This window comes from Devosia submarina (assembly GCF_003056345.1).
Classification (GTDB): Bacteria; Pseudomonadota; Alphaproteobacteria; order Rhizobiales; family Devosiaceae; genus Devosia; species Devosia submarina.
The window spans coordinates 98,555-125,546 of sequence record NZ_PYWB01000005.1 but is presented as its reverse complement, the minus strand read 5'-3'; the positions used below and the strand labels follow the sequence as shown (position 1 = coordinate 125,546).

The 26,992-nt window shown below is 60.1% G+C and carries 27 protein-coding genes; 13 read left to right on the top strand and 14 right to left on the bottom strand.

Annotated features, from left to right (window positions below):
- From DDE77_RS08630 to DDE77_RS08615, 5 genes are all read left to right on the top strand, one after another.
- A complete protein-coding gene (locus tag DDE77_RS08630) occupies positions 1–3,351 on the top strand; it encodes a transglutaminase family protein (RefSeq protein ID WP_108397058.1) in 3,351 nt (1,116 codons plus the stop codon).
- A 246-nt stretch (positions 3,352–3,597) separates the two neighbouring features.
- Positions 3,598–3,762, top strand: coding sequence for a hypothetical protein (locus DDE77_RS19425; protein WP_157959739.1), 165 nt, complete (start codon positions 3,598–3,600; stop codon positions 3,760–3,762).
- A gap of 42 nt (positions 3,763–3,804) precedes the next feature.
- Positions 3,805–3,963 carry a DUF3309 family protein gene (locus DDE77_RS08625; RefSeq protein WP_108397057.1) on the top strand — a complete coding sequence of 53 codons (159 nt, stop codon included), beginning with the start codon at positions 3,805–3,807 and terminating at the stop codon, positions 3,961–3,963.
- A 192-nt stretch (positions 3,964–4,155) separates the two neighbouring features.
- Positions 4,156–4,518, top strand: coding sequence for an ElaB/YgaM/YqjD family protein (locus DDE77_RS08620; protein ID WP_108397056.1), 363 nt, complete (start codon positions 4,156–4,158; stop codon positions 4,516–4,518).
- A 3-nt stretch (positions 4,519–4,521) separates the two neighbouring features.
- Complete coding sequence (locus DDE77_RS08615) at positions 4,522–4,950, top strand: hypothetical protein (RefSeq protein WP_108397055.1); 429 nt, start codon at positions 4,522–4,524, stop codon at positions 4,948–4,950.
- A 5-nt stretch (positions 4,951–4,955) separates the two neighbouring features.
- Here DDE77_RS08615 and DDE77_RS08610 read toward each other — a convergent pair whose 3' ends face one another.
- From DDE77_RS08610 to DDE77_RS08595, 4 genes are all read right to left on the bottom strand, one after another.
- On the bottom strand, positions 4,956–6,461 hold the full coding sequence (locus DDE77_RS08610; protein ID WP_108397054.1) for a sensor histidine kinase: 1,506 nt from the start codon (positions 6,459–6,461) through the stop codon (positions 4,956–4,958).
- A 98-nt stretch (positions 6,462–6,559) separates the two neighbouring features.
- A complete protein-coding gene (locus tag DDE77_RS08605) occupies positions 6,560–7,477 on the bottom strand; it encodes a diacylglycerol/lipid kinase family protein (RefSeq protein WP_108397053.1) in 918 nt (305 codons plus the stop codon).
- Between the two features lie 22 nt (positions 7,478–7,499).
- Positions 7,500–8,900, bottom strand: a complete 1,401-nt coding sequence (locus DDE77_RS08600; protein WP_108397052.1) for a sensor histidine kinase — start codon at positions 8,898–8,900, stop codon at positions 7,500–7,502.
- 50 nt (positions 8,901–8,950) lie between these two features.
- The gene (locus DDE77_RS08595) at positions 8,951–9,706 is read right to left on the bottom strand and encodes a Crp/Fnr family transcriptional regulator (protein ID WP_425430737.1); all 756 of its coding nucleotides are present in this window, start codon (positions 9,704–9,706) and stop codon (positions 8,951–8,953) included.
- A 128-nt stretch (positions 9,707–9,834) separates the two neighbouring features.
- Between DDE77_RS08595 and DDE77_RS08590 the strand changes: the two genes are divergently transcribed.
- Positions 9,835–10,203, top strand: coding sequence for a response regulator (locus DDE77_RS08590; protein ID WP_108397050.1), 369 nt, complete (start codon positions 9,835–9,837; stop codon positions 10,201–10,203).
- On the opposite strand, the gene DDE77_RS08585 is transcribed toward DDE77_RS08590, so the two are convergent.
- On the bottom strand, positions 10,200–10,754 hold the full coding sequence (locus DDE77_RS08585) for an RNA polymerase sigma factor (protein ID WP_108397049.1): 555 nt from the start codon (positions 10,752–10,754) through the stop codon (positions 10,200–10,202). The genes DDE77_RS08590 and DDE77_RS08585 overlap by 4 nt on opposite strands.
- A 4-nt stretch (positions 10,755–10,758) precedes the next feature.
- Positions 10,759–10,980, bottom strand: coding sequence for a NepR family anti-sigma factor (locus tag DDE77_RS08580; protein WP_245895142.1), 222 nt, complete (start codon positions 10,978–10,980; stop codon positions 10,759–10,761).
- Positions 10,981–11,134: 154 nt separating this feature from the next.
- On the opposite strand from DDE77_RS08580, the gene DDE77_RS08575 reads away from it, so the two are divergent.
- The 7 genes from DDE77_RS08575 (at position 11,135) to DDE77_RS08545 (ending at position 16,682) form a co-directional block, all read left to right on the top strand.
- On the top strand, positions 11,135–11,929 hold the full coding sequence (locus tag DDE77_RS08575; protein ID WP_108397048.1) for a response regulator: 795 nt from the start codon (positions 11,135–11,137) through the stop codon (positions 11,927–11,929).
- Between the two features lie 116 nt (positions 11,930–12,045).
- Positions 12,046–12,210, top strand: coding sequence for a DUF1328 domain-containing protein (locus DDE77_RS08570; RefSeq protein WP_108397232.1), 165 nt, complete (start codon positions 12,046–12,048; stop codon positions 12,208–12,210).
- 88 nt (positions 12,211–12,298) lie between these two features.
- Positions 12,299–13,276 (top strand): sensor histidine kinase, encoded by a 978-nt coding sequence (locus tag DDE77_RS08565; protein WP_170116498.1) that lies wholly within the window; start codon positions 12,299–12,301, stop codon positions 13,274–13,276.
- Positions 13,277–13,418: 142 nt separating this feature from the next.
- A complete protein-coding gene (locus DDE77_RS08560; RefSeq protein WP_108397046.1) occupies positions 13,419–14,237 on the top strand; it encodes an ABC transporter ATP-binding protein in 819 nt (272 codons plus the stop codon).
- A gap of 22 nt (positions 14,238–14,259) precedes the next feature.
- The gene (locus DDE77_RS08555; RefSeq protein ID WP_108397231.1) at positions 14,260–15,012 is read left to right on the top strand and encodes a transporter substrate-binding domain-containing protein; all 753 of its coding nucleotides are present in this window, start codon (positions 14,260–14,262) and stop codon (positions 15,010–15,012) included.
- A gap of 123 nt (positions 15,013–15,135) precedes the next feature.
- Positions 15,136–15,948, top strand: coding sequence for an ABC transporter permease subunit (locus DDE77_RS08550; protein WP_108397045.1), 813 nt, complete (start codon positions 15,136–15,138; stop codon positions 15,946–15,948).
- Positions 15,948–16,682 carry an ABC transporter permease gene (locus DDE77_RS08545; RefSeq protein WP_108397044.1) on the top strand — a complete coding sequence of 245 codons (735 nt, stop codon included), beginning with the start codon at positions 15,948–15,950 and terminating at the stop codon, positions 16,680–16,682. Before DDE77_RS08550 ends, DDE77_RS08545 begins: the two co-directional genes overlap by 1 nt.
- Positions 16,683–16,856: 174 nt before the next feature.
- Here the strand turns inward: DDE77_RS08545 and uxuA are convergent, their stop codons facing one another.
- The 8 genes from uxuA to DDE77_RS08505 form a co-directional block, all read right to left on the bottom strand.
- A complete protein-coding gene (gene uxuA, locus DDE77_RS08540; protein ID WP_108397043.1) occupies positions 16,857–18,068 on the bottom strand; it encodes a mannonate dehydratase in 1,212 nt (403 codons plus the stop codon).
- A 60-nt stretch (positions 18,069–18,128) separates the two neighbouring features.
- Positions 18,129–18,740 carry a trimeric intracellular cation channel family protein gene (locus tag DDE77_RS08535; RefSeq protein ID WP_108397042.1) on the bottom strand — a complete coding sequence of 204 codons (612 nt, stop codon included), beginning with the start codon at positions 18,738–18,740 and terminating at the stop codon, positions 18,129–18,131.
- A 135-nt stretch (positions 18,741–18,875) separates the two neighbouring features.
- On the bottom strand, positions 18,876–20,285 hold the full coding sequence (gene lpdA, locus DDE77_RS08530; RefSeq protein ID WP_108397041.1) for a dihydrolipoyl dehydrogenase: 1,410 nt from the start codon (positions 20,283–20,285) through the stop codon (positions 18,876–18,878).
- 24 nt (positions 20,286–20,309) lie between these two features.
- Positions 20,310–20,942: a LysE family transporter gene (locus tag DDE77_RS08525; protein ID WP_108397040.1), complete on the bottom strand. Its 633-nt coding sequence runs from the start codon at positions 20,940–20,942 to the stop codon at positions 20,310–20,312.
- A gap of 97 nt (positions 20,943–21,039) precedes the next feature.
- On the bottom strand, positions 21,040–21,480 hold the full coding sequence (locus DDE77_RS08520) for a hypothetical protein (RefSeq protein WP_108397039.1): 441 nt from the start codon (positions 21,478–21,480) through the stop codon (positions 21,040–21,042).
- Between the two features lie 103 nt (positions 21,481–21,583).
- Positions 21,584–22,342, bottom strand: coding sequence for an SDR family oxidoreductase (locus DDE77_RS08515; protein ID WP_108397038.1), 759 nt, complete (start codon positions 22,340–22,342; stop codon positions 21,584–21,586).
- A 62-nt stretch (positions 22,343–22,404) separates the two neighbouring features.
- Positions 22,405–23,721, bottom strand: coding sequence for a 2-oxoglutarate dehydrogenase complex dihydrolipoyllysine-residue succinyltransferase (odhB, locus tag DDE77_RS08510; RefSeq protein ID WP_108397037.1), 1,317 nt, complete (start codon positions 23,719–23,721; stop codon positions 22,405–22,407).
- 158 nt (positions 23,722–23,879) lie between these two features.
- On the bottom strand, positions 23,880–26,882 hold the full coding sequence (locus tag DDE77_RS08505; protein ID WP_108397036.1) for a 2-oxoglutarate dehydrogenase E1 component: 3,003 nt from the start codon (positions 26,880–26,882) through the stop codon (positions 23,880–23,882).
- Positions 26,883–26,992: the final 110 nt, after the last annotated feature.

The window sequence follows — 26,992 nt, the reverse complement described above, 5'->3', positions numbered from 1 at the left end:
ATGTCGATCAAAGCTGCCGTTTATCACCTCACGCATTACAAATACGACCGTCCGGTCTACCTGCAGCCCCAGATCATCCGGCTGCAGCCAGCGCCCCACAGCAAAACCAAGGTCCTGAGCCACTCGCTCCGGGTCTCCCCGTCCCAGCACTTCGTCAATGTGCAGCAGGACCCCTATGGCAATTTCCTGACGCGCTTCGTCTTTCCCGAGCCCGTAACCGAGCTCAAGATCGAAGTCGACCTTGTAGCCGACATGACGGTCTACAACCCGTTCGACTTCTTTGTGGAAGAGTCAGCCGAGATCTGGCCCTTCCAATATCCCGAAGACATCCGCGCCGATCTCGCCATCTATATGCAGCCCGAGCCTGTCGGGCCGCTGCTGCAGCAATTCCTCGACGGTATCGATAAGACGCCCACCAACACGGTCAACTTCGTCACCGCCATCAACGCCTCCATCCAGCAGCACGTCGCCTATATCGTGCGCATGGAAACCGGCGTCTGGACGCCCGAGGAAACGCTGGGCAACGCCAAGGGATCGTGCCGCGACTCGAGCTGGCTCCTGGTGCAAACCCTTCGCAATCTGGGCTTTGCCGCCCGCTTTGTGTCCGGCTACCTCATCCAGCTCAAGCCCGACGTGGTTTCCCTGGATGGCCCCGCCGGCACTGATCACGACTTCACCGATCTGCACGCCTGGTGCGAGGTTTACCTGCCCGGCGCCGGCTGGATTGGCTTTGACCCGACCTCGGGCCTGCTGACCGGCGAAAGCCATGTGCCTCTTGCCGCCACTCCCCACTATCGCAACGCCGCCCCAATCTCGGGTTTCGCCTCCTATGCCGAGGTCGACTTCGCCTTCGACATGCGCGTCGATCGCGTTGCCGAGCACCCGCGCATCACCAAGCCCTTCTCGGACCAGAGCTGGGACGAACTCAATGCGCTGGGCCACCAGATTGACCAGGTTCTGAGCGAAAACGACGTCCGCCTCACCATGGGTGGCGAGCCCACTTTCGTGTCGATCGACGATTTCGAAGCCGACGAATGGAACACCGGCGCCGTGGGGCCCACCAAGCGCGCTTTGGCCGACGATTTGATCCGCCGCCTGCGCACCCGCTTTGCCCCCAATGGCATGCTCCACTATGGCCAGGGCAAGTGGTATCCCGGCGAAACCCTGCCCCGCTGGACCTTCTCCCTTTACTGGCGCCTTGACGGCAAGCCAGTCTGGTCCGATGAAAAGCTGATCGCCCGCGAAGGCGTAAAGACCACGGCTACCAACGAGGACGCCCGCCGCTTCATTGCTGCTTTCGCCCGCAACCTTGGCCTCACCGGCGAAACCATCGCTGAAGCCTATGAGGATCCAGGCGAATGGCTCCTCAAGGAAGCCAATCTGCCGTCCAATGTGGACCCTGCAAACAGCGAGTTGGCCGATCCCGAAGCCCGCTCGCGCATGGCCAAGGTATTCGAACGGGGCCTCACCAATCCCACCGGCTATGTGTTGCCCGTGCAGCGCTGGAACGCTGCGGCATCGAGCCCCTGGTTGACGGAAAAATGGAAGACGCGCCGCGGCAAGCTCTTTCTCGCGCCCGGTGATAGCCCAGCCGGCTATCGTCTGCCGCTGAGCGCCCTCAAGCACCTCAAGCCCACCGAATACCCCCACGTCGTGGCTCAGGACCCGGGCGCCCCCCGCTTGCCCCTGCCCGAACCCACCGAAATGCTGTCGCGCCATACGCCCGGTCTTGCTGCCGATCCGCGCGGGCAGGTCGCCGCCTCCTTCACCGCCGCCACCGAGCAGCAGGATCGCACCGAACAGGAAATCAGCGAGATCGAAGGCGAGGTGCGCACCGCGGTCACGGCCGAAGTCCGCGACCACCGCCTCTGCGTCTTCCTGCCACCGGTGGAAAAGCTCGAGGACTATCTCGAACTCGTCGCCGCCACGGAAGCCGCTGCCCACGAGATCGGCCAGCCGGTCCACCTCGAAGGCTATTCTCCGCCCCATGATCCGCGCCTCAACGTCATCCGCGTAGCGCCCGACCCGGGCGTCATCGAAGTCAACATCCACCCAGCGTCCAGCTGGGATGATTGCGTGGCAACCACCACCGCCATCTACGAAGAGGCCCGCCTTTCGCGCCTTGGCGCCGACAAATTCGTGATCGACGGCCGCCACACCGGCACCGGCGGCGGCAATCACGTGGTTGTCGGTGGCGCCACGCCGCACGACAGCCCGTTCCTGCGCCGCCCCGACCTGCTCAAATCGCTGGTGCTTCATTGGCAGCGCCATCCATCCATGAGCTATCTGTTCTCGGGGCTCTTTATTGGCCCCACCAGCCAGGCGCCCCGCTTCGACGAGGCGCGCCACGACAGCCTTTACGAGCTCGAAATCGCCATGGCGCAGGTGCCCAACCCTGCCTCCGGAGAGCCTGCGCCTCTGCCCTGGCTCGTCGACCGTCTTTTCCGCAATCTTCTCACCGACGTCACGGGCAACACCCACCGCTCCGAAATCTGCATCGACAAGCTCTATTCGCCCGACGGACCCACTGGCCGGCTTGGCCTTGTAGAATTCCGCGGTTTCGAAATGCCGCCTAATGCGCGCATGTCGCTAGCCCAGCAGGTGCTGATCCGCGCCCTTATCGCGCGCTATTGGACCAACCCGCTCGAAGGCCCCTTCACCCGCTGGGGAACTACGCTGCACGACCGCTTCATGCTGCCCGCCTATGTCTGGCAGGACTTTCTGGACGTCCTTGCCGATCTTGAGCGCCACGGCTTCAAGCTTGACCCTGCCTGGTTCGCGGCCCAGCTCGAATTCCGCTTCCCGTTCTGCGGTGAGGTCGAGTACGAGGGCGTCAAACTCGAACTCCGCCAGGCGCTTGAGCCTTGGCACGTCATGGGCGAACAGGGCGCCATTGGCGGCACTGTTCGGTTCGTCGACTCCTCGGTCGAACGCCTTCAGGTCAAGCTCGAAGGGCTCAACCCCGACCGCTATGCCGTCACCTGCAACCAGCGCAAAGTTCCGCTAAGGGCAACACCCATCAAGGGCACAGCTGTTGCGGGCGTCCGCTACAAGGCCTGGCAACCCGCCTCTGGCCTTCATCCAACCCTGCCTGTGAATGCCCCTCTGATCTTCGACATCTACGACACTTGGACCGGCCGCCCTGTTGGGGGCTGCGTCTACCATGTGGCTCATCCGGGCGGACGCAACTACGAAACCTTCCCCGTCAATGGCAATGAGGCCGAGGCCCGGCGCCTCGCACGCTTCGTAGGGCAGAACTACACGGCCGGCGGCTTCAACCTGCGCGAGGAAAGGCCCGCCGACGAGTTCCCCCTAACGCTTGACCTGCGCCGTCCCCCGCGCTTCTGGTAGCCAACGGAAACAGCTTATCCCAACGCCATTCGTCGGCCGTGCCAGCACTGTTGCTCACATTGCTGCGCCTGACCTTTCAAAGCGCGCTAGTCCGTGAACCTCGTGCGCTTCAACTAGGCAAGGCAGAATTGTGGCGCCGGCGGAACCAAATACATGGAGCTTCCGTTTCTTGGATGCGCTGCACAGCGCAGGTAATCAGCAGAAAGACAGCCTTCTGTCTGCCTGCTGAAACAAGCAGAGGCTGTCATGACCCACATGGAAATCAAGGCGTTGGAACATGCTGGCCGCACCTCCATGGTGTGGACCGAAGGCTATGATGGCGAAAGCCATTACGGCGCTGTTCTCAAGGCACTCGCGCCAGCGCTGTTCATCCTCGTGGTCGCAACTGCCCTCATGCTGGCCATTCTCTAGACTACCCGAACAAAGCGTCACAAAAACAAAAAGGAGACCGCCATGGGTCTCGGTACAATCCTCATCATCATCCTTATCCTTCTGCTGATCGGCGCGCTGCCTAACTGGGGCTATTCGCGTAGCTTCGGCTACGGCCCCTCCGGTATTTTGGGCGTGATCCTCATCATCGTCCTGATCCTGGTATTGATGGGCCGGATCTAGTTCCCCAATCAAGATCGGCGCAAAATTCCCCCTCAAGGATCAATCATTGCGCCCGCGGGCATCAAAGGTCGCCCCGCCTTAGCCCGCACCCTCTCGCCCCACCACGCCCGGCGTGCTGGGGCGTCTTTCTTTGAAGACCCGGAACTTCGCTGAACCATCAGCGTTTTTCGGGCATGGCTAGGAGAGCGTCACATGGCTACAACACCTGATCTTGCACCAAATTCACCCAAGACTGCCGCAGCGGCGAACCGTGCATCGGCCGAAATCCGCCAGGAACAGCTGGAACTGCAAATTGCGCAGCTGCAGGCGGACCTCAAGGGCATCGCAGCCACCCTTGCCAAGCTCAGCAGTGACAAGGTCAACGAAGCAAAGGATGTCGCTAAGGGCGAGGCCCTCAATCTTCAGCGTAAGGGTCAAAGCGTTCTGGATGACGTTCAGGATCAGGCTGAAGAGATCGAACAGCAGCTCAAGGATCGCATTCGCGAAAAGCCCTTGACCGCTGTCGCGAGCGCCCTGGGTATCGGGTATATTCTGGCTTTGCTGTCCCGGCGCTAAGCCATGAACCTATTGGTGCCTCTAGCCGCCCTGCTTGGCTTTGAAGCAGATGCGGTAAAGGAGCGTTTCAAGCGCACCCTTATGGGCAATGCCATCATGGCCATGTTGGCCGTGATCGGCGTTTGCTTTCTTCTTGTCGCAGCCTTCTTTGCCCTGAGCGCTGCCATAGGCCCGATCTATGCGGCCCTGGTTCTTGCAGGGGTGTTTCTCCTTGCTGCCTTTGCGGTGCATCTCACCCTGCGGGCAAGCGCCGTACGCGAGCACCGCGCTGCTCTCGAGAAACGCCGCTCCAGCGAAGCCGGGGCATTTGCCACAACGGCAGCCCTGACAGCCCTGCCAGTTGTTCTCAAATCACCAGCAATCAGGACCCTATTCCTGCCGGCTGCGGTGGTAGCAGCGATAGTGCTGCTGGGGAGCAGGCGAAAGCCTTAGCTGCCTCACGCCGCCGGCAACGGCAGCCAGACTTCTGTAACCACGCCATCCGGCTCAAAATTGAGCGCAACCTTGCTGTCCAAAACCTTGGCAAGGCTGCGCTCGATTAGCTTGGTACCCAGGCCCTGCTCTTCCGGCGGCTTGACCTTGGGCCCGCCGATCTCCTGCCAGCGCAACGCCAGACCACGCTCCGGCGCATTCCGGATCTGCCACTCAATACGCACAATGCCGCCTTCTGCGGACCAGGCGCCATACCGATAAGCATTGGTGGTTAGTTCATGCAGGATCAATCCAAGCCCCAGCGCATGATCGGCCGGAAGCGCAACATCCTCCCCCTTGACCTCGGCGCGGTCCGGCTTGGTCAGGAATTTCGGACCCAGTTGCGAGGCAATCACCTCATAAAGATGAACGCCTGACCAGTCCCGATCAGCTAAAAGGACATGCGCATCCGAAATGGTCCGGAGGCGCCCAGAAAACGCCTCGATAAACGCCTTGGGGTCTGGGTTCTGCCGGATCGTCTGGCGCGCAACGGACTGGATCATCGCCAGCGTATTCTTGACGCGGTGGTTCAACTCGCGCAGCAGCAAGCGCGTATGTTCCGCCGTATGCTTGCTTTCGCTTACATCGATGCTGGCGCCCATCATGATCAGCGGATTGCCGCCTGCATCGCGCTGGTAAACGCGCCCCCGCATGCTCAACCAGCGCCCGGTGTCACCTACCCGCGCTTCTGCGCTGTAGTCGACGCCATCCAAAAGGCTAGCGCGCAGACCATCTTCCACCTTTGATCGATCGGCCTGATGAACCGCGGCCAAAATCTGTTCGGCGCGCACCGTGCCGACCTCAGGCAATTCATACATGCGCCGGAACATGTCGTTGCAGGCAATCTCGCCGCTATGGAGGTCCCAAACCCAGCTCCCAACCTTGCCAGCTTCGAGTGTCAGCGCATGGCGCCATTCCTCTCGCTTGAGGGCTGCAGCCGTTCGCGCTCGCACCAGCGCCTCGTCCTTGAGTGCGAACAAGGATGAGGCAAGCTCGGCGAAGTCCCGTAGCTGCGCTAGAAGTTCGGGATCGACAGCATCCCGCTCCCGAGTATCCAGCACGCAGATCGAACCGATTTTCTGCCCCGCACGCACAATCGGCGCGCCGGCATAGAAACGGATAAATGGCGTCTGGGTGACGAGGGGACTGCCGCGGAACCGCGGGTCCTGCTGGGCATCGAGCACCACAAGAAGGTCCTGCCCAGGCAGCGCAATCGTATGTTCACAAAACGAAATGCTCGTTTCGGTGCTATCTATGGCTAACGGGCCGAAATGGCCACGAAACCATTGCCGCTCCTTGCCAACAAGCGTGACCAAACCAAACGGGGTGTCAAACAGGGCGGCAGCCATGCGGCTCAGCCGGTCGAAATCAACGTCCGCGTCGCCCGCAATCATCTGGGACTCCGGAAGCGCACCAAGCCGCGCTGGATCGTTGACGATCTCCTGAACCCCGTCGAACAGCGGGGGTATCATTTCTTTCACGGGTAGTCCTGACGCAAACTCAGCACGTGCGATTTATACATGACGCGGTCGATGGCAAACGGCAGGTGAAAGCGAAAAGTTCCACAAGATCAGCCTTCCTTTCCAGCTAGGGTTTGGGGCAGGATAACCTTGAGCGCTCGCGGGTGCACCTGGAGCGTCACCGTCCTTTCGAGCCTGATCAATTCACCATCGAGAACCGCTCGCAAACCGCGGCGGTGCCTGGGGAAATGAAGAGTGATCTGCGGTGTCGTCCTTTGCGTCACCATATCGCTTGAGAGCCAACGCCCAAGCAGCACATCGCTCCACAGCCTGACCAGCGCCGCAGCCGACAATGGCTCCGCAACGTACACGCCCAGAAGCCCGCTATCGAGCTCGTCGGCATGAGGGATATGGCCTTGCCCAAAAGGATTGTTGGAGATGGCGATGCCCGAGACACGTCGGCGTTCCAGCCGTCCCAAGGTGCGCAGTTCGGCTTCGAAATTGGGCGGATCGGCCGCGGCAATGGCGATCGATCGCAGGCCTGCAAGCATTTTCCCGACGCGGCCTTTGAAACTCATGCCGTTTCGCGTCCGCACCAGTTGGGCATGGAGGCCCACGCTGAAATGGTGCACGAAAGGGCGCCCATTTGCACTGGCAATATCCACCGCCTCGACATGTCCAATGGCAATGGCCTTGAATGCATCCGGCACCGATAACGGCACCTGGAGCGCCCGGGCAAAAAGGTTCATCGTGCCGGCGGGCACGACACCCAGCGGCACCCCCGCTCCAAACGCGACCGCGGCTGCCGCCGAAATCGTGCCGTCTCCGCCGGCCGCGATCAGCCCGTCAATTCCGCGCGAACTTGCCGCCTGCCGCAAATGCATCCCGATGTGTTTGCCCGAAACGACACGGCAGTCGATTGTGTGCCCCTGCGCCCCAAAGATACCCCGCGCCTGCTCGCACAACGCCCCCACATCCATGGTCCTGAGCGTTCCGCCACCCCTGTTCAGAACAGCAATGAAATGCAACTGGGCCTCGCTTCACCGCTGCTCACGCAAGCTTCTTGCTGTCCAACCCTGGCAAGGGAATCTTGACCAGCAATCCACCCGAAGGGCGCGGCTCAAATTGAGGAACGCCTCCAAATTGACCGGACAATTGGCGAATGATCACCGTTCCCAATCCATTCTCGCCCGCAGCGTGATCAGCCGGCAACCCGATGCCATTGTCCCAGACGGAGAGCGTCGGCACATCATCAACGCGCTTGAGCTGCACCTCTATCTTGCCTTCTGTTCCTTCGGGGAAGGCATGCTTGATGGCGTTGGTCACCAACTCGCTCAGCAGAATGCCCAATGTGGTCGCGTCCCGAGCGCCGATGACAATGGGGTCGATCTGCCCGGATAGGCTGATCCGGTTGCTGCTCGAAATCGTGGTCGATAAATCCTCAAGCACGGCATCAAGGAAGTCGTCGGCGCTTGCTGTTTCCATGTCCTGGCCAAGACGCAGCCGCCGATGGGCAGCCGCTATGGCATGCACCCGCGCACGCGCCGACTCCAGCGCTGCCTGCACTTCCTTGGAATTGCTGCGCAACAATTGCAGCCCCAGAAGCGAACTCACCGTGGCCAGCGAATTTCCGATCCGGTGGCTCGTATCCTGCAAAAGCGTTTCGACGCGCTGCCGCTCATGTTCGGCATGCTGGCGTGCCTCTTCCAGCGCCTGGGTCCGCTCCCTGACGCGCTTGTCCAGCACTTCGTTTTCACTGAGCAATGCGGAACGCGTCTGCGAAAGTGCGCTCACCTGTTGCTGGGTGCGCGAAAACAGCACATAGGCCAAAAGCACTGCCGCGGCCAAGGACAGGACAATGGCGCCCACCAGCCACCGGCCCCATTGATTAACCGCCTTGTTGCGGTCCAGCAGAACCGTATTCTCTTGATCTATGAACTGCTCCAATGAGCGACGCAGATCATTGAGCATCTGCACTTCGCTGCCCGACTGCACCCGTCGCCGAGCCTCTTGCAAGTCACCGCTTTCCACCAGATCAAGCGTGCGCTGCAGCTCTGCAAGCGCCGCACCAATGGTCCCGGACATGGAAGCAAGGCTCCGGGACTGTTCGAAACTGTCGTTGGTGAGAGCCATCAGGGAGGCCAGCCGCGTCTGCACCGCAGCAGTAGCGCGATGATAGGGCTCAAAATAGGATGCATCACCCGTTAGCACATAGCTGCGCTGGCTGCTCTGGGCTTCGCTGAGGGCAATGGTCAGCTCGCGCGCCTGGTTGCGCACTTCATAGCTGTGGGCCACATCGGCATTCTGCCGGTCGATGCCTTGCACCAGCACCAGGGCGGCGATGGCCGCCAGGATCACCAGAACCAGGGAAAGAAGCACGCCGCCACGAGAACCAAGCGCCCTGTCGACCGCTATAATGCGCCTTGTGCTGCTGTTATCGGCGATGCTCATGCGTTCCCATATTATCTACCCGCAAGGGGCACATCTTCGTTCGACCGGCTCTATATGAGTGGCCGCTTATGTGCGGGCAGTCCATCCCAATCGGCCAGCCTCATCAGACCTTCCACGTCCAAAACCTCGCACGCACGATCAAGCCAGCGGATTAGCTGGCGATCGGCCAGTTTGCGCAAGGTCTTGTTGGTATGAACGATCGAAAGCCCAAGCGTATCCGCAACATGCTGCTGATTTATCGGCAAATACAATGTTTTTGCGAGAGAACCGCCCACAGACACGGCGCGCTGATGTAGAAACGCGATCAGATAAGCCGCCCTCTCCATGGCCGTGCGGCGCCCCAGGCTCAACAAATGCTCGTCCAGCATGCGCTCTTCGCTTGCTGCGAGCCAGGTCACGTCAAAGCCAAGGCCGGGGTGGTTTGCAAACAGCTCATCGAGACGGCTGCGCTGGAAGACGCACAGAACAAGCGGAGACAAGGCTTCCACCGAATGTTCCATCTCGCCGATAATGGATCCCTGCAGCCCCAGGAGATCCCCCGGCAGCAGGTAGTTCAGTATCTGCCGGCGCCCGTCGGGAAGCAGCTTGTAGCGGAACGCCCAGCCCGAGAGCAGCGTGTAAAGGTTCTCGCTGTGCTTTCCCTCAGCCAGAATCGTCGTCCCTGCTTCGGCAACAATCTCGCCGGCCTTGAAGGAAGACACGAAATGCAGCTCTTCTGGTCCGAAAGCGCGAAAGCCCGGCATGACCCGCAAGGGACATTGCTCGCAAGGAATACGGCGCCCGGAACTAGGAAGAACAAGACTCAATTGGCAATCGCAACGCTGGAGAACTATCCAGCCAACATTATCAGACCGCTGTCCTTCCAGCACATGTCAAACTTAAATGACGGTGCAATAATCTGGGTCCATTAGAGGGTAACCGTGCGGAACCCTATATGCTCAATGGAACGACCGTCCTCGTTGTCGAGGAAGAATTTCTGATCGCCCTCGACATTCAACGCATGCTTGAAAATCTGGGTGCAGGCCAGGTCCTGTTCGCCAGGAATGCCGAGGAAGCGCACGCCATGGAGGCCTACTGGCCCGATGTCCACCTCGCCATCGTCGAGATTGCGCTTGAGCAGCGGCGGCCATTGCACTTGATCGATAGTCTCACCCGGAGCGGCATTCCCGTTGTGATCTGTTCGGCTGACACGGGCTTGCGCCACGGCGTTGCGCAGTTCGCTTTTTTGCCGGTCCTTACAAAGCCAATGGCGGAAACCGATATGGTCTCCGCCATCAACCAGGTCTTTGATCCCGCCAGCTAGAACGAGTGGTTGGACGTAGTGACTTGGGCTGAAACAGCGTCCGGCCCATAATCCGCTTCGCCACTGATCTTGAGCAGGTCCTGCAAACGCGTCCGGGCGCGGCTCACACGGCTCTTCATGGTGCCCACGGCGCAATCGCAGATGTCCGCGGCTTCCTCATAGGAAAAGCCCGAAGCGCCAATCAGGATCACAGCCTCGCGCTGGTCATCCGGCAATTGGCTTAAGGCTTTCTTGAAGTCCTGCATGTCCATCGAGCCATATTGCGATGGATGAACGGACAGCCGCTCGGTAAAGGCCCCGTCGCTGTCCTGCACTTCACGGCCGCGCTTGCGCATCTGGCTATAGAATTCATTGCGCAGGATGGTGAAGAGCCACGCCTTGATATTGGTGCCCATCTCGAAGCTGGTCTGCTTTGCCCAGGCCTTCATGACGGTATCCTGCACCAGATCGTCGGCCTTGTCGTGCTTGCCCGTGAGGGAAACAGCAAAGGCGCGCAAGCTGGGCAAGGTCGCAAGCATCTCGCGCTTGAAAGAGGTCGGTTCGGCGCTCATGGCGTTACTCCCCGTCTCTCGTGGCAGTCCCGTTCTTTTGCGCCTGTTCGGCGCTGTCCAACTTTTCCAGTAAGTCGAGCAACTGCGCCGGCACGCCTTCTTCCTGCACCGCACCATAAAGAGCGCGCAGACGGTTACCAATGTCCGTGTTCGGACCCAAACCGTCGTCTGCGCGCCCGGCTTGCGTACGCGTACGCTGCTGGGTCACCAGTTTATCCTTCATCATGCCCTGTCAGACCGCCAATGTATTTGATTTGCCCACATTCGAGACTACAAATCCCCAACGCCAAAAAAGTTCCGGCCGGTAGGAACTTCTATCTTTTCAAGCCGTTTTCCAGCTTCGTGTATTCACGAGCCAAAGCGTCACTGGGAGTTTCTATATGACTTTGTCCACGCGGATTGCTCCGCACCTGCCGTACCTGCGGCGGTTTTCACGCGCGGTTACCGGATCACAAACATCCGGCGATGCCTATGTCGCGGCGACACTTGAAGCCCTGATTGCTGACATTTCCCTTTTCCCGGAAGCCTCCAACGATCGCATAGCCCTCTACAAGCTATTTTCGGCACTGTTCTCCACCTCGGCAGTCACCATTCCCGAGCCGGTTTCGACCTTTGCCTGGGAACAGCGCGCAGCAACCAATCTGGCCAATCTTTCTGCCCGTCCTCGCCAGGCCTTCCTGCTGGTCGCCGTGGAGGGCTTCACCCACGCCCAGGCCGCTGAGATCCTCAACGTCAGTGAGGCTGAATTTGGCTCCTTGCTGGAAGAGGCCACTATCGAAATTTCCCGCCAGGTCGCAACCGAGATCATGATCATCGAGGATGAGCCACTCATCGCGATGGATATTGAGCAGTTGGTAGAGAGCCTCGGCCACAAGGTAGTGAGCGTCGCCCGCACCCATCGCGAAGCGGTCAGCCTCTTCAACCAGACCCAACCGCGCATGATCCTGGCTGATATTCAGCTGGCAGATGGCAGCTCGGGCATCGATGCGGTGAACGACATCCTCAACACCCACTCGGTGCCTGTGATCTTTATCACGGCCTTTCCCGAGCGCCTGCTCACCGGCGAACGCCCCGAGCCTACCTTCCTCGTGACCAAGCCGTTCAATCCGGACATGGTCAAGGCCCTGATCAGCCAGGCCTTGTTCTTCGATGAGGGATCGCGCGCGGCCGCGTGATTTTTGCTGGTTTTCCACAGCAAAGGGCTGGCAGTGCCGGCCCTTTTTTGTTGCGCGCAGGAACCGGCAAACGGGCAAGCCGTTGTGAAACCAACAAGCTGATCCGGAGAGTTACGGTGTTATATTACACTCTCGTATTCCTGGTTATTGCGCTGATTGCCGGTGTTCTGGGTTTCGGCGGCATAGCCGGGGCATCCGCAGGCATAGCGCAGATCCTGTTCTTCCTGTTCGTCGCATTCCTGCTGATTTCCATTGTTGTCGCCCTTATTCGGCGGGTCTGAGCGCCCCGGCATAGATGGCCTGAAATCCTGACGGCCTCGCCCTGGCGAGGCCTTTATTGTTCCGAATAGACCAGTTTCGAGTATGCCCATGCCCCCTGCCGTTCTCCCGCAGCAAACGCAGTTGAGGCTCAAGGCTTTCGCCCAGGCTCTGGAAGGCCGCGGCATCTGCATTCTGCACCAGACCAGTGACCAGCGCTTCGATCTGGCGGAGCATCTTCCGCCGATCTGGACGGCTTCCGCGATCCTGGGCAAGGACGTTGCTGAGTTCATGACCGAGGGCAATGCGCGGCTGTTCTCCGAGGCAGCCGAAAAATGCATACGCGAGCAGCAAGCGCAGGATCTGGAGCTCGAACTATCCCAAGCTGGCAGGACCTCCGTTTACCTGGCGCGGCTTGTTCCAGACGAAGACGGCGTACTCACGACACTGAGCGACGTTTCCGAGCGGCGGAACCGGGAAGCCGCCATAGCCGCGCTCCTGCGCGAGGTCAGCCACCGCTCCAAGAACCTGCTCGCCATTGTGCAATCCGTCGCCATGCAGACCGCCCATCACAGCGGCGACATCCAGGATTTTCTCAAGAAATTTCGCGGCCGGCTGCATGCCCTCTCCACAACGCAGGACCTTGTCACCGAAAGCAATTGGCGCGGCACCCATCTGCATGTCCTGATAGCATCGCAGCTGGCCCGTACCGGCTACGGCGCGCTGCGCGATATCGAGATCACCGGCGAAAATCCGCTATTGGGTCCCAATGCATCCCTCCATCTGGGGCTGGCTATTCACGAACTGGCGGCCAATGCTGTTGTCCATGGTGGCTTGGGCGATGGCAAGGACGGCCATGTTGGCGTGCATGCAACTCTGCACGATGATGAAGGCGCAGATCCCACGCTCGAGATCGAATGGACGGAAACCAACCCCGGTGCAGCCCAAACATCCGGTGAGCCCCGCTTCGGCACTTTGGTGCTGGAAAGGATCGTGCCCCTTTCTGTCTCTGGCACAGCCCTCCTGTCCATCGGGAACGAGCAGGTGACCTATCGCTTGACCATTCCTGCGGGACAGTTCGAGATATAACTCACAAGCCAGTTAGGCTCTCCGGCCTGATTATGCTTGCTATCTCCCCTGTTTTTGCTTTTCTAGCGGGCGGTTTAGGTTGCCAGCCTCTATTCATGGCAATCGCCCTCAGGAAGGCGCCTGCCCAGCAGGCTCGGTAAGCATGGCGCAAACTGCCCCGGCAGCAGAAGCATTGCCCGTCGTTGAAACCAGCGACCTGCACAAATCGTTCGGCACCTTGGAGGTGCTCAAGGGCATATCCTTTCGCGCCTGCGAAGGCGAAGTTATCTCCTTGATCGGCTCGTCAGGCTCAGGCAAGTCCACCCTGCTGCGCTGCATCAACATGCTCGAAATTCCCGACAGCGGCACGGTCAGGATCGACAACGAGACGATCAAGCTGCGCGGTGAGGGCCAACGGCGCCAGATCGCCGATGAGGAACAAATCCGGCGCATTCGCTCCGAACTGGGCATGGTCTTCCAGAGCTTCAACCTTTGGGCCCATATGACGATCCTCCAGAACGTCATGGAAGTGCCTATCATTGTGCAAAAGCGCGACCGCGCAGAAGTCGAGCAGGAAGCCTTGGCCATGCTGGCCAAGGTTGGCATTCGCGAAAAGGCCGACGCCTATCCTAACCAACTCTCCGGCGGCCAGCAGCAGCGTGCCGCCATAGCGCGTGCCCTTTGCATCAATCCGCGCGTCATGTTGTTCGACGAACCGACTTCTGCTCTTGATCCTGAACTCGAGGTGGAGGTTCTGCGGGTCATCAAGATCCTCGCCGATGAAGGCCGCACCATGATCCTGGTCACCCATGACATGGAATTTGCCCGATCGGTCAGCGATCGGGTGATCTTCCTTCATCAAGGATTGATCGAGGAGCAAGGTACGCCCGAAGAGGTCTTCACAGCCACCAAATCGGCGCGTCTCAAGCAATTTCTCAATGCTGCCAGCCACGAGCAGGAAGCAACGGAACAGGCGTTTTAACCAGAATAATATGGAGCAAGACATGAAGAAGCTGATCTTGGCGGCCGCAACCGTCCTCGCCCTCGGCACTGCCGCGCAGGCGCAGGAAACCGTCCGCATCGCGACCGAAGGCGCCTATGCCCCCTGGAACTATGTCAACGAAGCCGGTGAGCTTGCCGGCTATGAAATCGATCTGGGCAATGCCATCTGCGAAAAGGCCGGGCTCACCTGCGAATTCGTCAGCAATGACTGGGACTCCATCATCCCGAACCTGCTGGCTGGCAACTACGACCTGATCATGGCCGGCATGTCGATCACCGAAGAGCGCAAGGAAACGATCGACTTCACGCAAGATTACTTCCCGCCCGATCCGTCCAAGTTCGTCGCCATGGCCGGCTCGGACATTGATCCGACCAATCTCGAAGGCAAGCGCGTCGGTGTTCAGGGCGGCACCATCCAGGCTGCCTATGCCGAAGAAAACTTCGGCAGCACCAATACGGTCGTGTCCTTCACCACGGCTGACCAGGCCATGGCCGACCTTGCCGCCGGCAATCTCGACACCATCATCGCTGATGGCCCCTATCTCGAACCCGTCGTTGCTGCATCCGGCGGCGCCATCGAATTCGTTGGCGAAGACGTCATGATCGGGGATGGCTTTGGCGCAGGCATCCGCAAGGACGAGACCGAACTCAAGGCCAAGTTCGATGAAGCCCTTGCCGCGCTCAAGGCAGACGGCACGGTCGACAAGCTGATCGCGCAGCACTTCGAAGGCCGCGGTCCCTTCTACGCCGAGTAACAAGCTCATTGCACTTGTGTTTCCTCCCCTTCATAGGGGAGGAAACCTGGGGCATATGCCCCTCCTCCCTCTTGGAGGTGCTTTACGGATTTCTTTGATGTTCTTGCCAGCCCGGACCAGTTCATGAGCGAAGATATCGCCTTCTGGCTGAGCTATCTGACCAATGGCAAGCACCTCACCTGGTACGCCAGCTTCCAGTTCACCATCTTTGCGGCAATTGCAGGCGGAACGCTTGCCGTTCTCTTCGGCCTGGGTGGTGCAGCGCTCAAGAACTCACGCTTCCTGCCTCTGCGCCTTATTGGCAGCACCTATTCATCCATAGTACGCGGCGTCCCAGACGTTTTGTTCTTCCTGTTCTTTCCCCTCGCCTTCGAGCAGGCGGTGGAATGGTTCATTGCGGCGCAGGTCTGCACACCCGAAGCCATCGCCGCCCAAAGTGCGGCTTGGCCACCCTGCCGTGAGGCCAATTGGTTCCTGGGCACGCCCGAATACCTGATCCTGGCCTCCGTCTCCCTGGGCCTCGTCTACGGTGCTTTTGCCACCAACGTCATTCATGGTGCCATGTGCTCGGTGCCGCGCGGCCAGATCGAAGCCGCGCGCGCCTATGGCATGTCGGCCCGTCAGGTTCTCTGGCGCATCCAGATCCGCCAGATGTGGGTCTACGCCCTGCCGGGCCTTTCCAATGTCTGGATGCTGATCGTCAAGGCGACCTCGCTCCTCTCGCTGCTGCAGATCGCCGACATTGTCCTCTGGGCCGATCGCCTGGGCGCACCCAATTTCTTGCCAACGGTCGGCCTTGTCCACGAGGACTGGCGCTGGCGCTACTACCTCGTGCTATTCCTGTTCTATATCCTCGTGACGCTTATATCCGAGAAGGTCTTCAACGCCCTCATGGCGCGCATGGGCCGCGGCATCCTGAGCGAGGCGCGCGCCTGATGGATCGATTGTTAACCGAACTCGCCATCTTCGCGCCCGCCGCCCTGTTCAATATCTATTTTGCCGTAGCGTCGATCCCGCTCGGCTTCGTGTTTGCCGTTTTTCTCGCCCTTGGTAAGGCCTCCAGCAATCCTTTCTTGTCGCGCCTCAGCCGCGCCTACATCTATGCTTTCCGTGGCTCGCCGCTCTTTATCCAGTTCTTCATGGTTTATTCGCTGGGCCTTTCGTTCAACGTCTCGGTCTGGAAGCCTATGGGCATATCGGGGTTCGTCCTCCACCCCCTCTTCATCGGCCCTCTCGTGCTGGTCCTCAACACCGCCGCCTATACTGCCGAAATTTTCTATGGTGCCCTTCGCGCCGTACCGCGCGGCGAGATCGAGGCCGCCAGGGCCTATGGCATGTCCCGCACGCAGCAGTTTCGTCGCGTTGTCTGGCCCAATCTTATCCGCCTGGCTTGGCCGGCCTACACCAACGAAGTGGTGTTCCTGTTCCACGCCACGGCGATTGTTTACTTCGCCCTACCGGTGATCGGCCAGCAGAAGGATCTGATGATCACCGCCAAGGAGCTGTTCGAGCGCGACTACAATGCCTTCCTCCACTTCTCCGTGGCAGCGCTCTATTTTTTGGCCGTATCGCTCGTGGTGTTCTTTATCTTCGGGCTGGTCTACCAACGCCTGATGCGGCACATGCCTGCCGCGCCGCGCATGCGCTTCGTTCCCAAGTGGATTCGCTGAAGACCTCCCGAGCCAGCGGTGGCTTGCTGGAAGACGACAACCACCCCAAGGCCAACACCCTCAACTAGGCGCTCAATCTCTCCCCACCCCCGATGTCATCCCGGCCTCGGGCCGGGACCCATCCTGCGAATGCTGCAACAAAAGCGAGGCGAGTGGAGCAGGCGCTACAAGCCCCTACAGCCCCAATTCGCCATGCTCAAGCGTGCGGAACACACCTCGCAGTTCCGCAAGCCCCTTCATCCGCCCAATTGTCGGATAGCCCGGCTGCGAGCGTCGTCCCAGATCGTCGAGAATGTCTTGTCCATGATCGGGCCGCATGGGAATGCTGTGGTCAGCACGCCCCTCGTCACGGCGACGCTTCTCTTCCCTCACAATGGCTGCGATCAGCGCCACCATGTCCGTATCGCCATCCAGATGCTCGGCCTCATAGAACGAGCCCATGATGTCATCGCTGTCGCGCTTGACGTTGCGCAGATGCAGGAAATGTACCTTTGGCCCCAGCCGCTCCATCATCCCGGGCAGATCATTGTCCGGCCGCGCGCCCAGTGATCCCGAACACAGCGTCATGCCGTTGGCCGGGCTGCTGACCGCATCCATGATATAGGTATAGTCCGCCTCGGTAGACATCACCCGCGGCAGACCCAGCAGGGAGAACGGCGGATCATCGGGATGGCAACACATCCGCAATCCGAGGTCCTCCGCCACCGGCACCACCTCGCTCAGGAAATCGACGAAATGCTGCCGCAGCAAGTCGCGGCTGATATTGCCATATTCCGCCAGATGCTCGCGCACATCGTCCAGCGTCATGGACTCGGTGGAGCCCGGCAGGCCCATGGTCACATTACGCGCCAGCTGCTTGCGCCCCTCCTCATCGAGTTCGGCAAAGCGTCGTCCCGCTTCATCCGCAATGGCATTGGTATAGTCGGCCCCTGCCCCGGGCCGCTCCAGCACATGAATGTCGAAGGCGGCGAAATCGTTGATGTCAAACCGCATGCACGAGGCGCCGTTTGCCACGGTGTAGCGCAGATCCGTGCGCGTCCAATCCAGCACTGGCATGAAATTGTAGCAGATGACCTCGATTCCTGCGTCCGCCAGATGGCGCAGCGACACCTTGTAGTTGGCGATATGCTCGCGCCAATCGTTCTTCTGCTTTTTGATGTCCTCGCTGACCGGCAGGCTTTCCACCACATCCCAGGTCAGCCCCGATGGCGAACCATCCTTGCGCGTCGCGATCTCCCTCTTGCGCTTGGCGATCTCCTCCGGGGTCCAGATCACGCCATTTGGCACATGGTGCAGCGCGCTTACGACACCCTCGGCCCCCACCTGCGTAATATCATCGATGCTGCACAAATCCTTGGGCCCGAACCACCGCCAGGTCTGCCGCATGTCGTCTCTCCTCCATCTTGTATGGCAGTGCTTGCCACAAGAGCGTGCCTTCGTGAAGAGCTAGAGATCCTTGTCATAGACGAATTTTGGCATTTCCCACTTGCGCCACAGAGCAACCATCCGCAGTGGAAAGCCGATTGCGACAGCGATGATGATGAGGATGTCGCGGTTGATGTCGGTCATGGCACCAAAATAATAGATGGCGCCCGTGACGATCGACACGGTTGCATAAAGCTCGCTGCGAAAAACCAGCGGCACGTCGTTGCACAGGACGTCACGCAATATGCCGCCCACAATCCCCGTGACCATGCCCGACACGATGACAATCAGCGGATGGGCGTTGATCTCCATCGCCACATTGCACCCGACAATGGTGAAGACCACCAGCCCCAAAGCGTCCAGTGCCAGAAACGCCCAGCGCAACCGGTCCATGACGCGGGCGATGATGATGGTGAACAGCGCTGCCCCGCACACCAACAGCAGGACATAGGGATTGCCGACCCAGTACAGCGGATAATGGTCGAGAAACGTGTCGCGCATCGTGCCCCCGCCCAGCGCAGTAACACAGGCAAGAAGGCACACGCCGAACCAGTCCATCTTTCGGCGCCCCGCAGCCAATGCCGCCGTCATCGCTTCGGCTGTGATGGCAATATAGAAAAGGATCTGCAGCATGGTTTGCCCTGCACGGAGAGTTGCGGCCCTAATTAGCGCAGGAAGCTTGTGGGTCCAGTGCTTCCCGCTCGCCTTGCGCCAAAACAAAGCGCCGCCGGATTGCTCCAGCGGCGCCAGAAATGCGTTTAGCCCAGATCAGATGTGGATGGCGCCATCCCCCAGCGACAGCGCTGCCTCGCGAATGGCTTCCGACAACGTCGGATGGGCATGAGTCGAGCGCGCCAGATCTTCCGAAGAGCCCGAGAACTCCATCAACACCACCAGCTCGTGGATCATTTCGCCAGCATTCTTGCCTACAATGTGAGCGCCCAGCACGCGGTCGGTGTTGACGTCGCTCAGGATCTTGACGAACCCCTGGCTCGCCAGCATTGCCTTGGCGCGCCCATTGGCCGTGAATGGGAACTTGCCAATCTTGTATTCTATGCCCTCGGCTTTCAGCTCATCTTCGGTCTTGCCGACGGAAGCCACTTCGGGGTTGGTGTAGACCACCGCCGGGATTGCGGCATAGTTCACATGCCCCGCCTGCCCGGCCAGGATTTCGGCAACGGCAATGCCCTCGTCCTCTGCCTTATGCGCTAGCATCGGCCCGGCAATCACGTCACCAATGGCGTAGATACCGTCAACCGAGCTCTTGTACTGCCCGTCTACGCGCACGCGCCCGCGCTCATCCAGCGCCACGCCGACAATCTCGAGCCCCAGCCCTTCGGTATATGGCTTGCGGCCAATGGCGACCAGCGCCACATCGGCGTCCAGCACCTCGGCCTCGCCGCCCTTGGCTGGCTCCACCCGCACCTTGAGCGCGCCGTTGGGCTTCTTGTCGATCCCCGCAACCTTGCTGGAAAGCTTGAACTCCATGCCCTGCTTTTGCAGCATGCGCTGGAACTGCCGCGCCACTTCGCTGTCCATGCCGGGCAAGATGCGGTCGAAATACTCGACAACTGTTACTTGGGCTCCTAACCGCGCCCAGACCGAACCAAGCTCAAGCCCGATAACGCCAGCACCAATCACCACCAGCTGACGCGGTACACGCTCCAGCGTCAATGCACCGGTGGAGGTAACAATCGTCTTCTCATCGATCTCGATGCCCGGCAGGCTTGCCGATACCGAGCCCGTCGCGATCACGATGTTCTTGGTTTCGTATTCCGTAGCCGCGCCATTCTGTGGCGTCACACGCACCTTACCAGGGCCGGCAATGGTGCCGATGCCGCGCAGCACGGCGATCTTGTTCTTCTTGAACAGGTAATCGACGCCGCCCACATTGCCCGCCACGGTCTGGGTCTTGTGGTTCATCATTTGCGGCAGGTTCAGCACGGGCTTGGGAATATCGATGCCCAGCGCCTTGAAGCCGTGCGTTGCTTCTTCAAACAATTCGGACGCATGCAGCAGCGCCTTGGACGGGATACAGCCGATATTGAGGCATGTTCCGCCCAGCGTTGGCCACTTCTCCACCACGCCGACCTTCATGCCCAGCTGTGCTGCGCGGATCGCCGCGACATAGCCCCCTGGACCCGAGCCGATGATGATGAGGTCGAACGCGTCTGCCATGATTACCTAGCCCTGAATCGTATTTTAGTGCTGTTGCGCCAGCGCCACCCGAATGGCGAGCGCGATGAATGTAATGCCGGTGACCCGATTAAACCACCGGCCGAACCGGAAAAAGCCCTGCCGCACGGCAGGGGTCGTAAAGAAAACCGACACCAAGGCAAACCAGGCAAAAAGCAGCATGCTCATGCACAGCACATAGATGACCTTGATGTCCCCCGCCGTGTGGGCTGATACCAGCGTCGTAAACAGCGCCAGAAAGAACAGCACGGCCTTGGGGTTCAACAGATTGGTCAGGAACCCGAGCGCGAAAGCGGCCCAGTCGCCGCGCCGCGCGCCTGCCAGTTCAGCCTCTTGGGGCGGCTGCGGCGGAGCCGATCGCAAAGCCGAGATAGCGAGCCACACCAGATAGGCCGCGCCAAGCCATTTAATGATGTTGAACAGCATCAGCGATTGTCCCACGATCACTCCGATACCCAGCAGCGTATAGCTGCCATGGACCAGAATGGATGTCGCGATCCCCGCCGAGGTGAACAGCGCGGCCCGGCGGCCATGCGCTATGGACTGGCGCAACACCATGGCAAAGTCCGCCCCCGGAATAATGGCGTTGATGCCAAAGGCCAGCATAAGGGCGGCGAACTCGAGCCAGGGAAAAATCATCGGGGCACCAATGTTTGCCCACCCTGTTTAGCGGAGTCGCCGCCCGTGGCAAGCCCGCTGCTGTTACGGAGCCCGCAATAAGTGCGAGAAACAGACGCTACTCTGCCGCGATCTCCTGTGCCTGCTTCAGCGGCCCGGGAAGCTGCTTGTCGATGTCGAGCGCACCGCTATCCACCTGCTCCAGAAATGCGCGGCAGAAAATCTCTTTGTCCTGGGCCTGGTTGTAGGCGCTCATGATTTGGCTGCCGCCATAGTTTTCCGCTGCAGCAATCTCCTCGGGCGTTCCCCCGCCAAGCTTTGCCGCAACCCGGTCAGCAAGGTCGAGAAAGCCGATATTGCGCAAATACCAATTGTCGTAGGCCGACTTGTAGGCGCTATCGAGACCGGTCGTTTCATAGCAATGCGTTGTCATTGCCGACACGATCGCGTCGGATCCATGAAAAGCCATCAACTCGCCTACCAGCTTGGCATTGGCTGCCTCTTGCGCCTGGACCTGCGGCACGAGCAGACAAAACCCAACAAGCAGAAAACGTCTCAATAGCTCAACTCCAGCATTGGGGCAGAAAGCCCTTCTAAGCAGCCCAAAATGCTAGCAATTCCTTAACGAATACCGTTTCCCACGCCATTGTGAGCAAGCCTCGCTAGGGCGCAATAGCCCGCCCGCCCGAAACATGGATCACCGTTCCCGTGGTGTAGCTCGCTTCGTCCGACAACAGCCAAAGCGCGGCCCGGGCGACCTCTTCGGCCGTTCCCGTGCGAGCCATGGGCAGGCTCGGCGCCAAGCGCGCGGCCCGCTCTGGATCACCGCCCGAAGCATGAATATCAGTTTCGATAATGCCGGGGCGCACGGCATTGACGCGAATGCCTTCATTGGCCACTTCAAGCGCCAGGCCAATTGTAAACGTGTCGATGGCGCCCTTGGCAGCTGCATAGTCCACGAACATGGCAGGCGCGCCGAGCTTGGAGGCCGCAGACCCGATATTGACGATGGCCCCGCCCTTGCCCCCATGGCGGGTGGACATGCGCCGCACTGCCTGTCCCGCGCAAAGGATCGAGCCCAGCGTGTTGATCGAAAACATGCGCGTCAGCCGAGCCATGTCCATCTCATCGACGCGCGCCGCCTTGTCCACCACCCCGGCATTGTTGACCAAGCCTGCAAGAGGCCCAAATGCATCCGCCTCAACAAAGAGCTGTTCGATATCGGCTTCAACAGCCACATTGGCCTTCACCGCAATAGCAGACCCGCCCTTTGACGTAATCTGCCCGCAAACTGCCTCGGCCGCATCCCTGCTGGCCGCATAGTTGACCACCACGCCGTAGCCGCGCTCCGCCGCAAGCAGCGCGATGGCCGCCCCGATCCCGCGCGATCCGCCGGTAACAACAACGACACCCCTGTCCATATCCCCCTCCAAATAAAAAAGGCCGGAGCATCGCCCCGGCCTTTGCCGAACTAAACCAGACCCTAGAGGTCGAGCACCAGGCGCTCGGGAGCCTCAAGGCTTTCCTTGACGCGCACGAGGAACGTCACGGCTTCCTTGCCGTCCACAATGCGGTGGTCATAGCTCAGCGCCAGATACATCATCGGGCGCACAACGATCTGCCCGCCAACAACCACCGGCCGCTCCTGGATCTTGTGCATGCCCAGAATGCCCGACTGCGGTGCATTGAGGATCGGCGTCGACATTAGCGAACCGTAAACACCACCATTGGAAATGGTGAAGGTGCCGCCCTGCATGTCGGCCATGGACAATTGCCCGTCGCGAGCCTTCTTGCCGAGATTGCCGATTTCCTTTTCGATTTCGGCAATGCTCATCTGGTCCGCATTGCGCACCACCGGCACGACAAGGCCTTTCTCGGTGCCCACAGCCACCCCGATATGGGCATATTGCTTGTAGATCAGGTCATCGCCATCGATCTCGGCATTGACCGCCGGGATCTCCTTGAGCGCGTGCACCACGGCCTTGGTGAAAAAGCCCATGAAGCCAAGCTTCACGCCATGCTTTTTCTCGAACAATTCCTTGTAGGAATTGCGCATGTCCATCACCGGCTTCATGTCTACCTCGTTGAAGGTGGTGAGCATTGCGGCCGTGTTCTGCGCGTCCTTGAGGCGCCGCGCAATGGTCTGGCGCAGGCGGGTCATCTTCACGCGCTCTTCGCGGCTGGCGTCGTCCGCCGCCACAGGGCCCCGTGGCGCTGCCGGGCCCTTGGCTTCAGGAGCCTTGACCTCTGAGGGCTTGGCCGCTGGTGCCGAAGCTGGCGCGGGCTGGTAAACCTTGGGCGCTGCATCTTGCGGAGCACCAGAGGCTGGCTGCGCTGCTGCCGCCGGACGGCTCAGGGCCGCCAGCACGTCTTCTTTGAGCACCTGGCCATGCTTGCCCGACCCGCTGATGCCACCGGCATCAAGGCCATTCTCGTTGATCATCTTCTGGGCCGATGGTGCAGGTGGCCGCTCGCTTGATGGCGCGGGCTGCGTCGCTGCTTCTTGCGGAGCGGCTGCGGGCTGCGGACGGCTCTCGGCAGGCGGCGGGCTCGCCGAAGCACCGGCTGCGCCTATAGCACCCAGAAGAGCCCCCACATCAACCGTCTCACCCTGCTGTGCTGCAATCGCCTCCAGCACGCCCGCTGCGGGCGCGGGCACTTCGATCGTCACCTTGTCAGTTTCAAGCTCAACAATCGGCTCGTCTGCACTCACCGTGTCGCCCACCTTCTTGAACCACTGACCGATGGTTGCCTCGGTAACACTCTCGCCCAGCGTTGGAACGCGGATTTCAGTCGACATTGTTTTCTGTCCTTTTTTGGCAGGGTAGATAGCGCGGTCAGTCCGAGACGAAAACCGAGATGTTCGAGAACCGGAGCAGATTGTACCCTTTGTACATGAGCATCGGAAGCGCTGAATATCTCGGTTTGCAAGTCCGAATGGCCGTAACTGCTATCCCCCTATTGAGCGAAGGCTTCGTCGAGGAAGGCCTGCAATTGTGCAAGATGGGTCCGCATCAGACCGGTGGCGGTGGAAGCCGAAGCCGGCCGACCGACATAGCGCACGCGCTGACCACCCCGGCCCATCTGGTCGAACACCCATTCAACATAGGGCTGAATGAACGCCCAGGCACCCATGTTCTTGGGCTCTTCCTGGCACCAGATGATCTCGGCATGGGGGAACCGGTTGAGCTCGTCCAGCAGCGCCTTGGCCGGGAACGGATAAAGCTGCTCGATGCGCAGGAGATACACATCGTTAAGCCCACGCTTTTCGCGCTCTTCCAGAAGGTCGTAATAAACCTTGCCCGTGCACAGCACCACGCGGCGGATCTTGTCGTCGCCCGCAAGCTTGATGCTGGTCTTGGGCGCACCCGGCGCCTCCGCATCGTCCCACAAAAGGCGATGGAAGCAGGAGTCCGGACCCATTTCGACCAGGCCAGACACCGCCCGCTTGTGGCGGAGCAGCGACTTGGGTGTCATCAGGATCAGCGGCTTGCGGAAGTCGCGTGTCACCTGCCGGCGCAGGATATGGAAATAGTTCGCCGGCGTCGTGCAATTGGCGACCTGCATGTTGTCTTCAGCGCAAAGCTGCAGGAACCGCTCCGGACGCGCCGAAGAGTGTTCCGGCCCCTGCCCTTCATAGCCATGCGGCAACAGCATCACCAGGCCCGACATGCGGAACCATTTGCGCTCGCCCGAGGAAATGAATTGGTCGATCACCACTTGGGCGCCGTTCACGAAGTCACCGAACTGGGCTTCCCAGATTGTCAGCGCCTTGGGCTCGGCCAGCGAATAGCCATACTCGAACCCTAGCACCGCTTCTTCGGAGAGCATCGAGTTGATGACCTCGTAGCGGCTCTGGTCGTCGGCAAGGTTGTTGAGCGGGGTATAGGTCTTGTTGTCGACCTGCTGATCATTCAGCACCGAATGGCGCTGGCTGAACGTGCCGCGTTCGACGTCCTGGCCCGAAAGGCGCACGGGATGACCTTCTGTCACGAGCGTCCCGAACGCCAATGCTTCGGCCGTCGCCCAGTCGATGCCCTCACGCGATTCAATCGCGGCAAGGCGGTTGTCGAGGAAGCGCTTCACCGTCCGATGAACGTTGAACCCTTCGGGGATACGGGTCAGCGCCGTGCCGATCTTTGCGAGCTTATCAACGGCAACGCCGGTTTCTCCCCGGCGCGCGCCTTCCTGGTCAGCGGGACGGAAATCCTTCCACGCACCATCGAGCCAATCGGCCTTGTTGGGGCGATAATCCTGGCCCGCCTCAAACTCGTTTTCGAGCTTGGCACGCCACTCAGCCTTGAGTTTTTCAATATCCTCGGCGCTCAGCAGACCTTCGGCAACGAGCTTGTCCGAGTAAATCTCCAGCGTCGTTTTATGCGAGCGGATGCGTGAATACATCAGCGGCTGGGTGAAGCTGGGCTCATCGCCCTCGTTATGCCCAAACCGGCGATAGCAGAACATGTCGATCACGACAGGCTTGCCGAACTTCTGGCGATACTCGACCGCCACCTTGGCCGCAAAAACCACTGCTTCCGGATCATCGCCATTAACATGGAACACCGGCGCTTCGATCATCTTGGCGACGTCGGTCGGGTATGGCGAAGATCGCGAATACATCGGGCTCGTGGTGAACCCGATCTGGTTGTTGATCACGAAATGGATCGAGCCGCCCGTGCGGTGCCCCTTTAGGCCGGAAAGCCCCAGGCACTCGGCAATAACGCCCTGCCCGGCAAAGGCCGCATCACCATGGATCAGCAATGGCAGCACCATGGACCGGTCCGGCTTGCCGTCGGTCGCGATGTTGACGAGCTTGCCGTCGGGCGCGATGTGCTGGTCCTGCTTGGCGCGCGACTTGCCCAGCACCACGGGATCCACGATCTCGAGGTGCGAAGGGTTGGCGGTGAGCGACAAGTGAACCTTGTTGCCGTCGAAATCGCGGTCCGAGGAAGCGCCGAGATGGTACTTCACGTCGCCCGAACCCTCCACATCGTCGGGGTAGAACGCGCCGCCCTTGAATTCGTGAAACAGGGCGCGATGCGGCTTGTGCATCACCTGCGTCAGCACGTTCAGCCGCCCGCGGTGCGCCATGCCAAGAACGATGTCCTTGATCCCGAGCGCGCCGCCGCGCTTGATGATCTGTTCCAGCGCCGGAATGGTGGATTCCGCGCCATCAAGGCCGAACCGCTTGGTGCCGGTATATTTGACATCAAGGAACTTCTCGAAGCCTTCGGCTTCGATCAGCTTGTTGAGGATCGCCTTCTTGCCTTCACCGGTAAAGGTGATTTCCTTGTCCGGCCCCTCGATGCGCTCCTGGATCCACTGCTTGGCTTCAGGATCCGAGATATGCATGAACTCGATACCGAGCGTGCCGCAATAGGTGCGGTTCAGGATCGCGAGCATCTCTGGGATGGTCGCGTATTCCAGGCCCAGATAGTTATCGATGAAAATCTTGCGGCTGTAATCGGCCTCGGTGAAGCCATAGCTTTTGGGATCGAGCTCCGGCGCCGGCTCCTCGGCCTTCATCTTGAGCGGATCAAGATCGGCATGCAGATGCCCGCGCATGCGATAGGCACGGATCATCATGATGGCGCGGATCGAATCGCGCGTGGCCTGCAGCACATCGGCGACGCTGGCCTTGGCTACGCCCAGGGCTTCGGCCTTCTTGGTCACGGCCTTTTCGGTCTTGACGGCGATGTCGCCCCAATTGCCATCCAGCGCACTGACCAGTTCGCCCTTGGGGCTCTGCGGCCAGTCCTTGCGGCCCCAGCTCGGACCCTCGGCATTCTGCTGCGCGACACCCTCGGCGTCGTCCAGCCGGCCGAAAAAGGTCTTCCAGGTCTCATCGACGCTGGACGGATCGGATTTGTAGCGGGAATAAAGTTGCTCGATGTAGTCGGCGTTCCCACCATAGAGGAACGAGGTCAGCAAGAACGTGTCGTTCTTTTCCTGTCGTGTCATCGCTTTTTGTGCGAGGCGCTGGCCCCGCCATCCTTCTCAACAACCGGTTTAAGGCCGGTCCATGCGGTCCTTAATTCTAGATCGGATACTGACCGCTTATCCTTAGTATC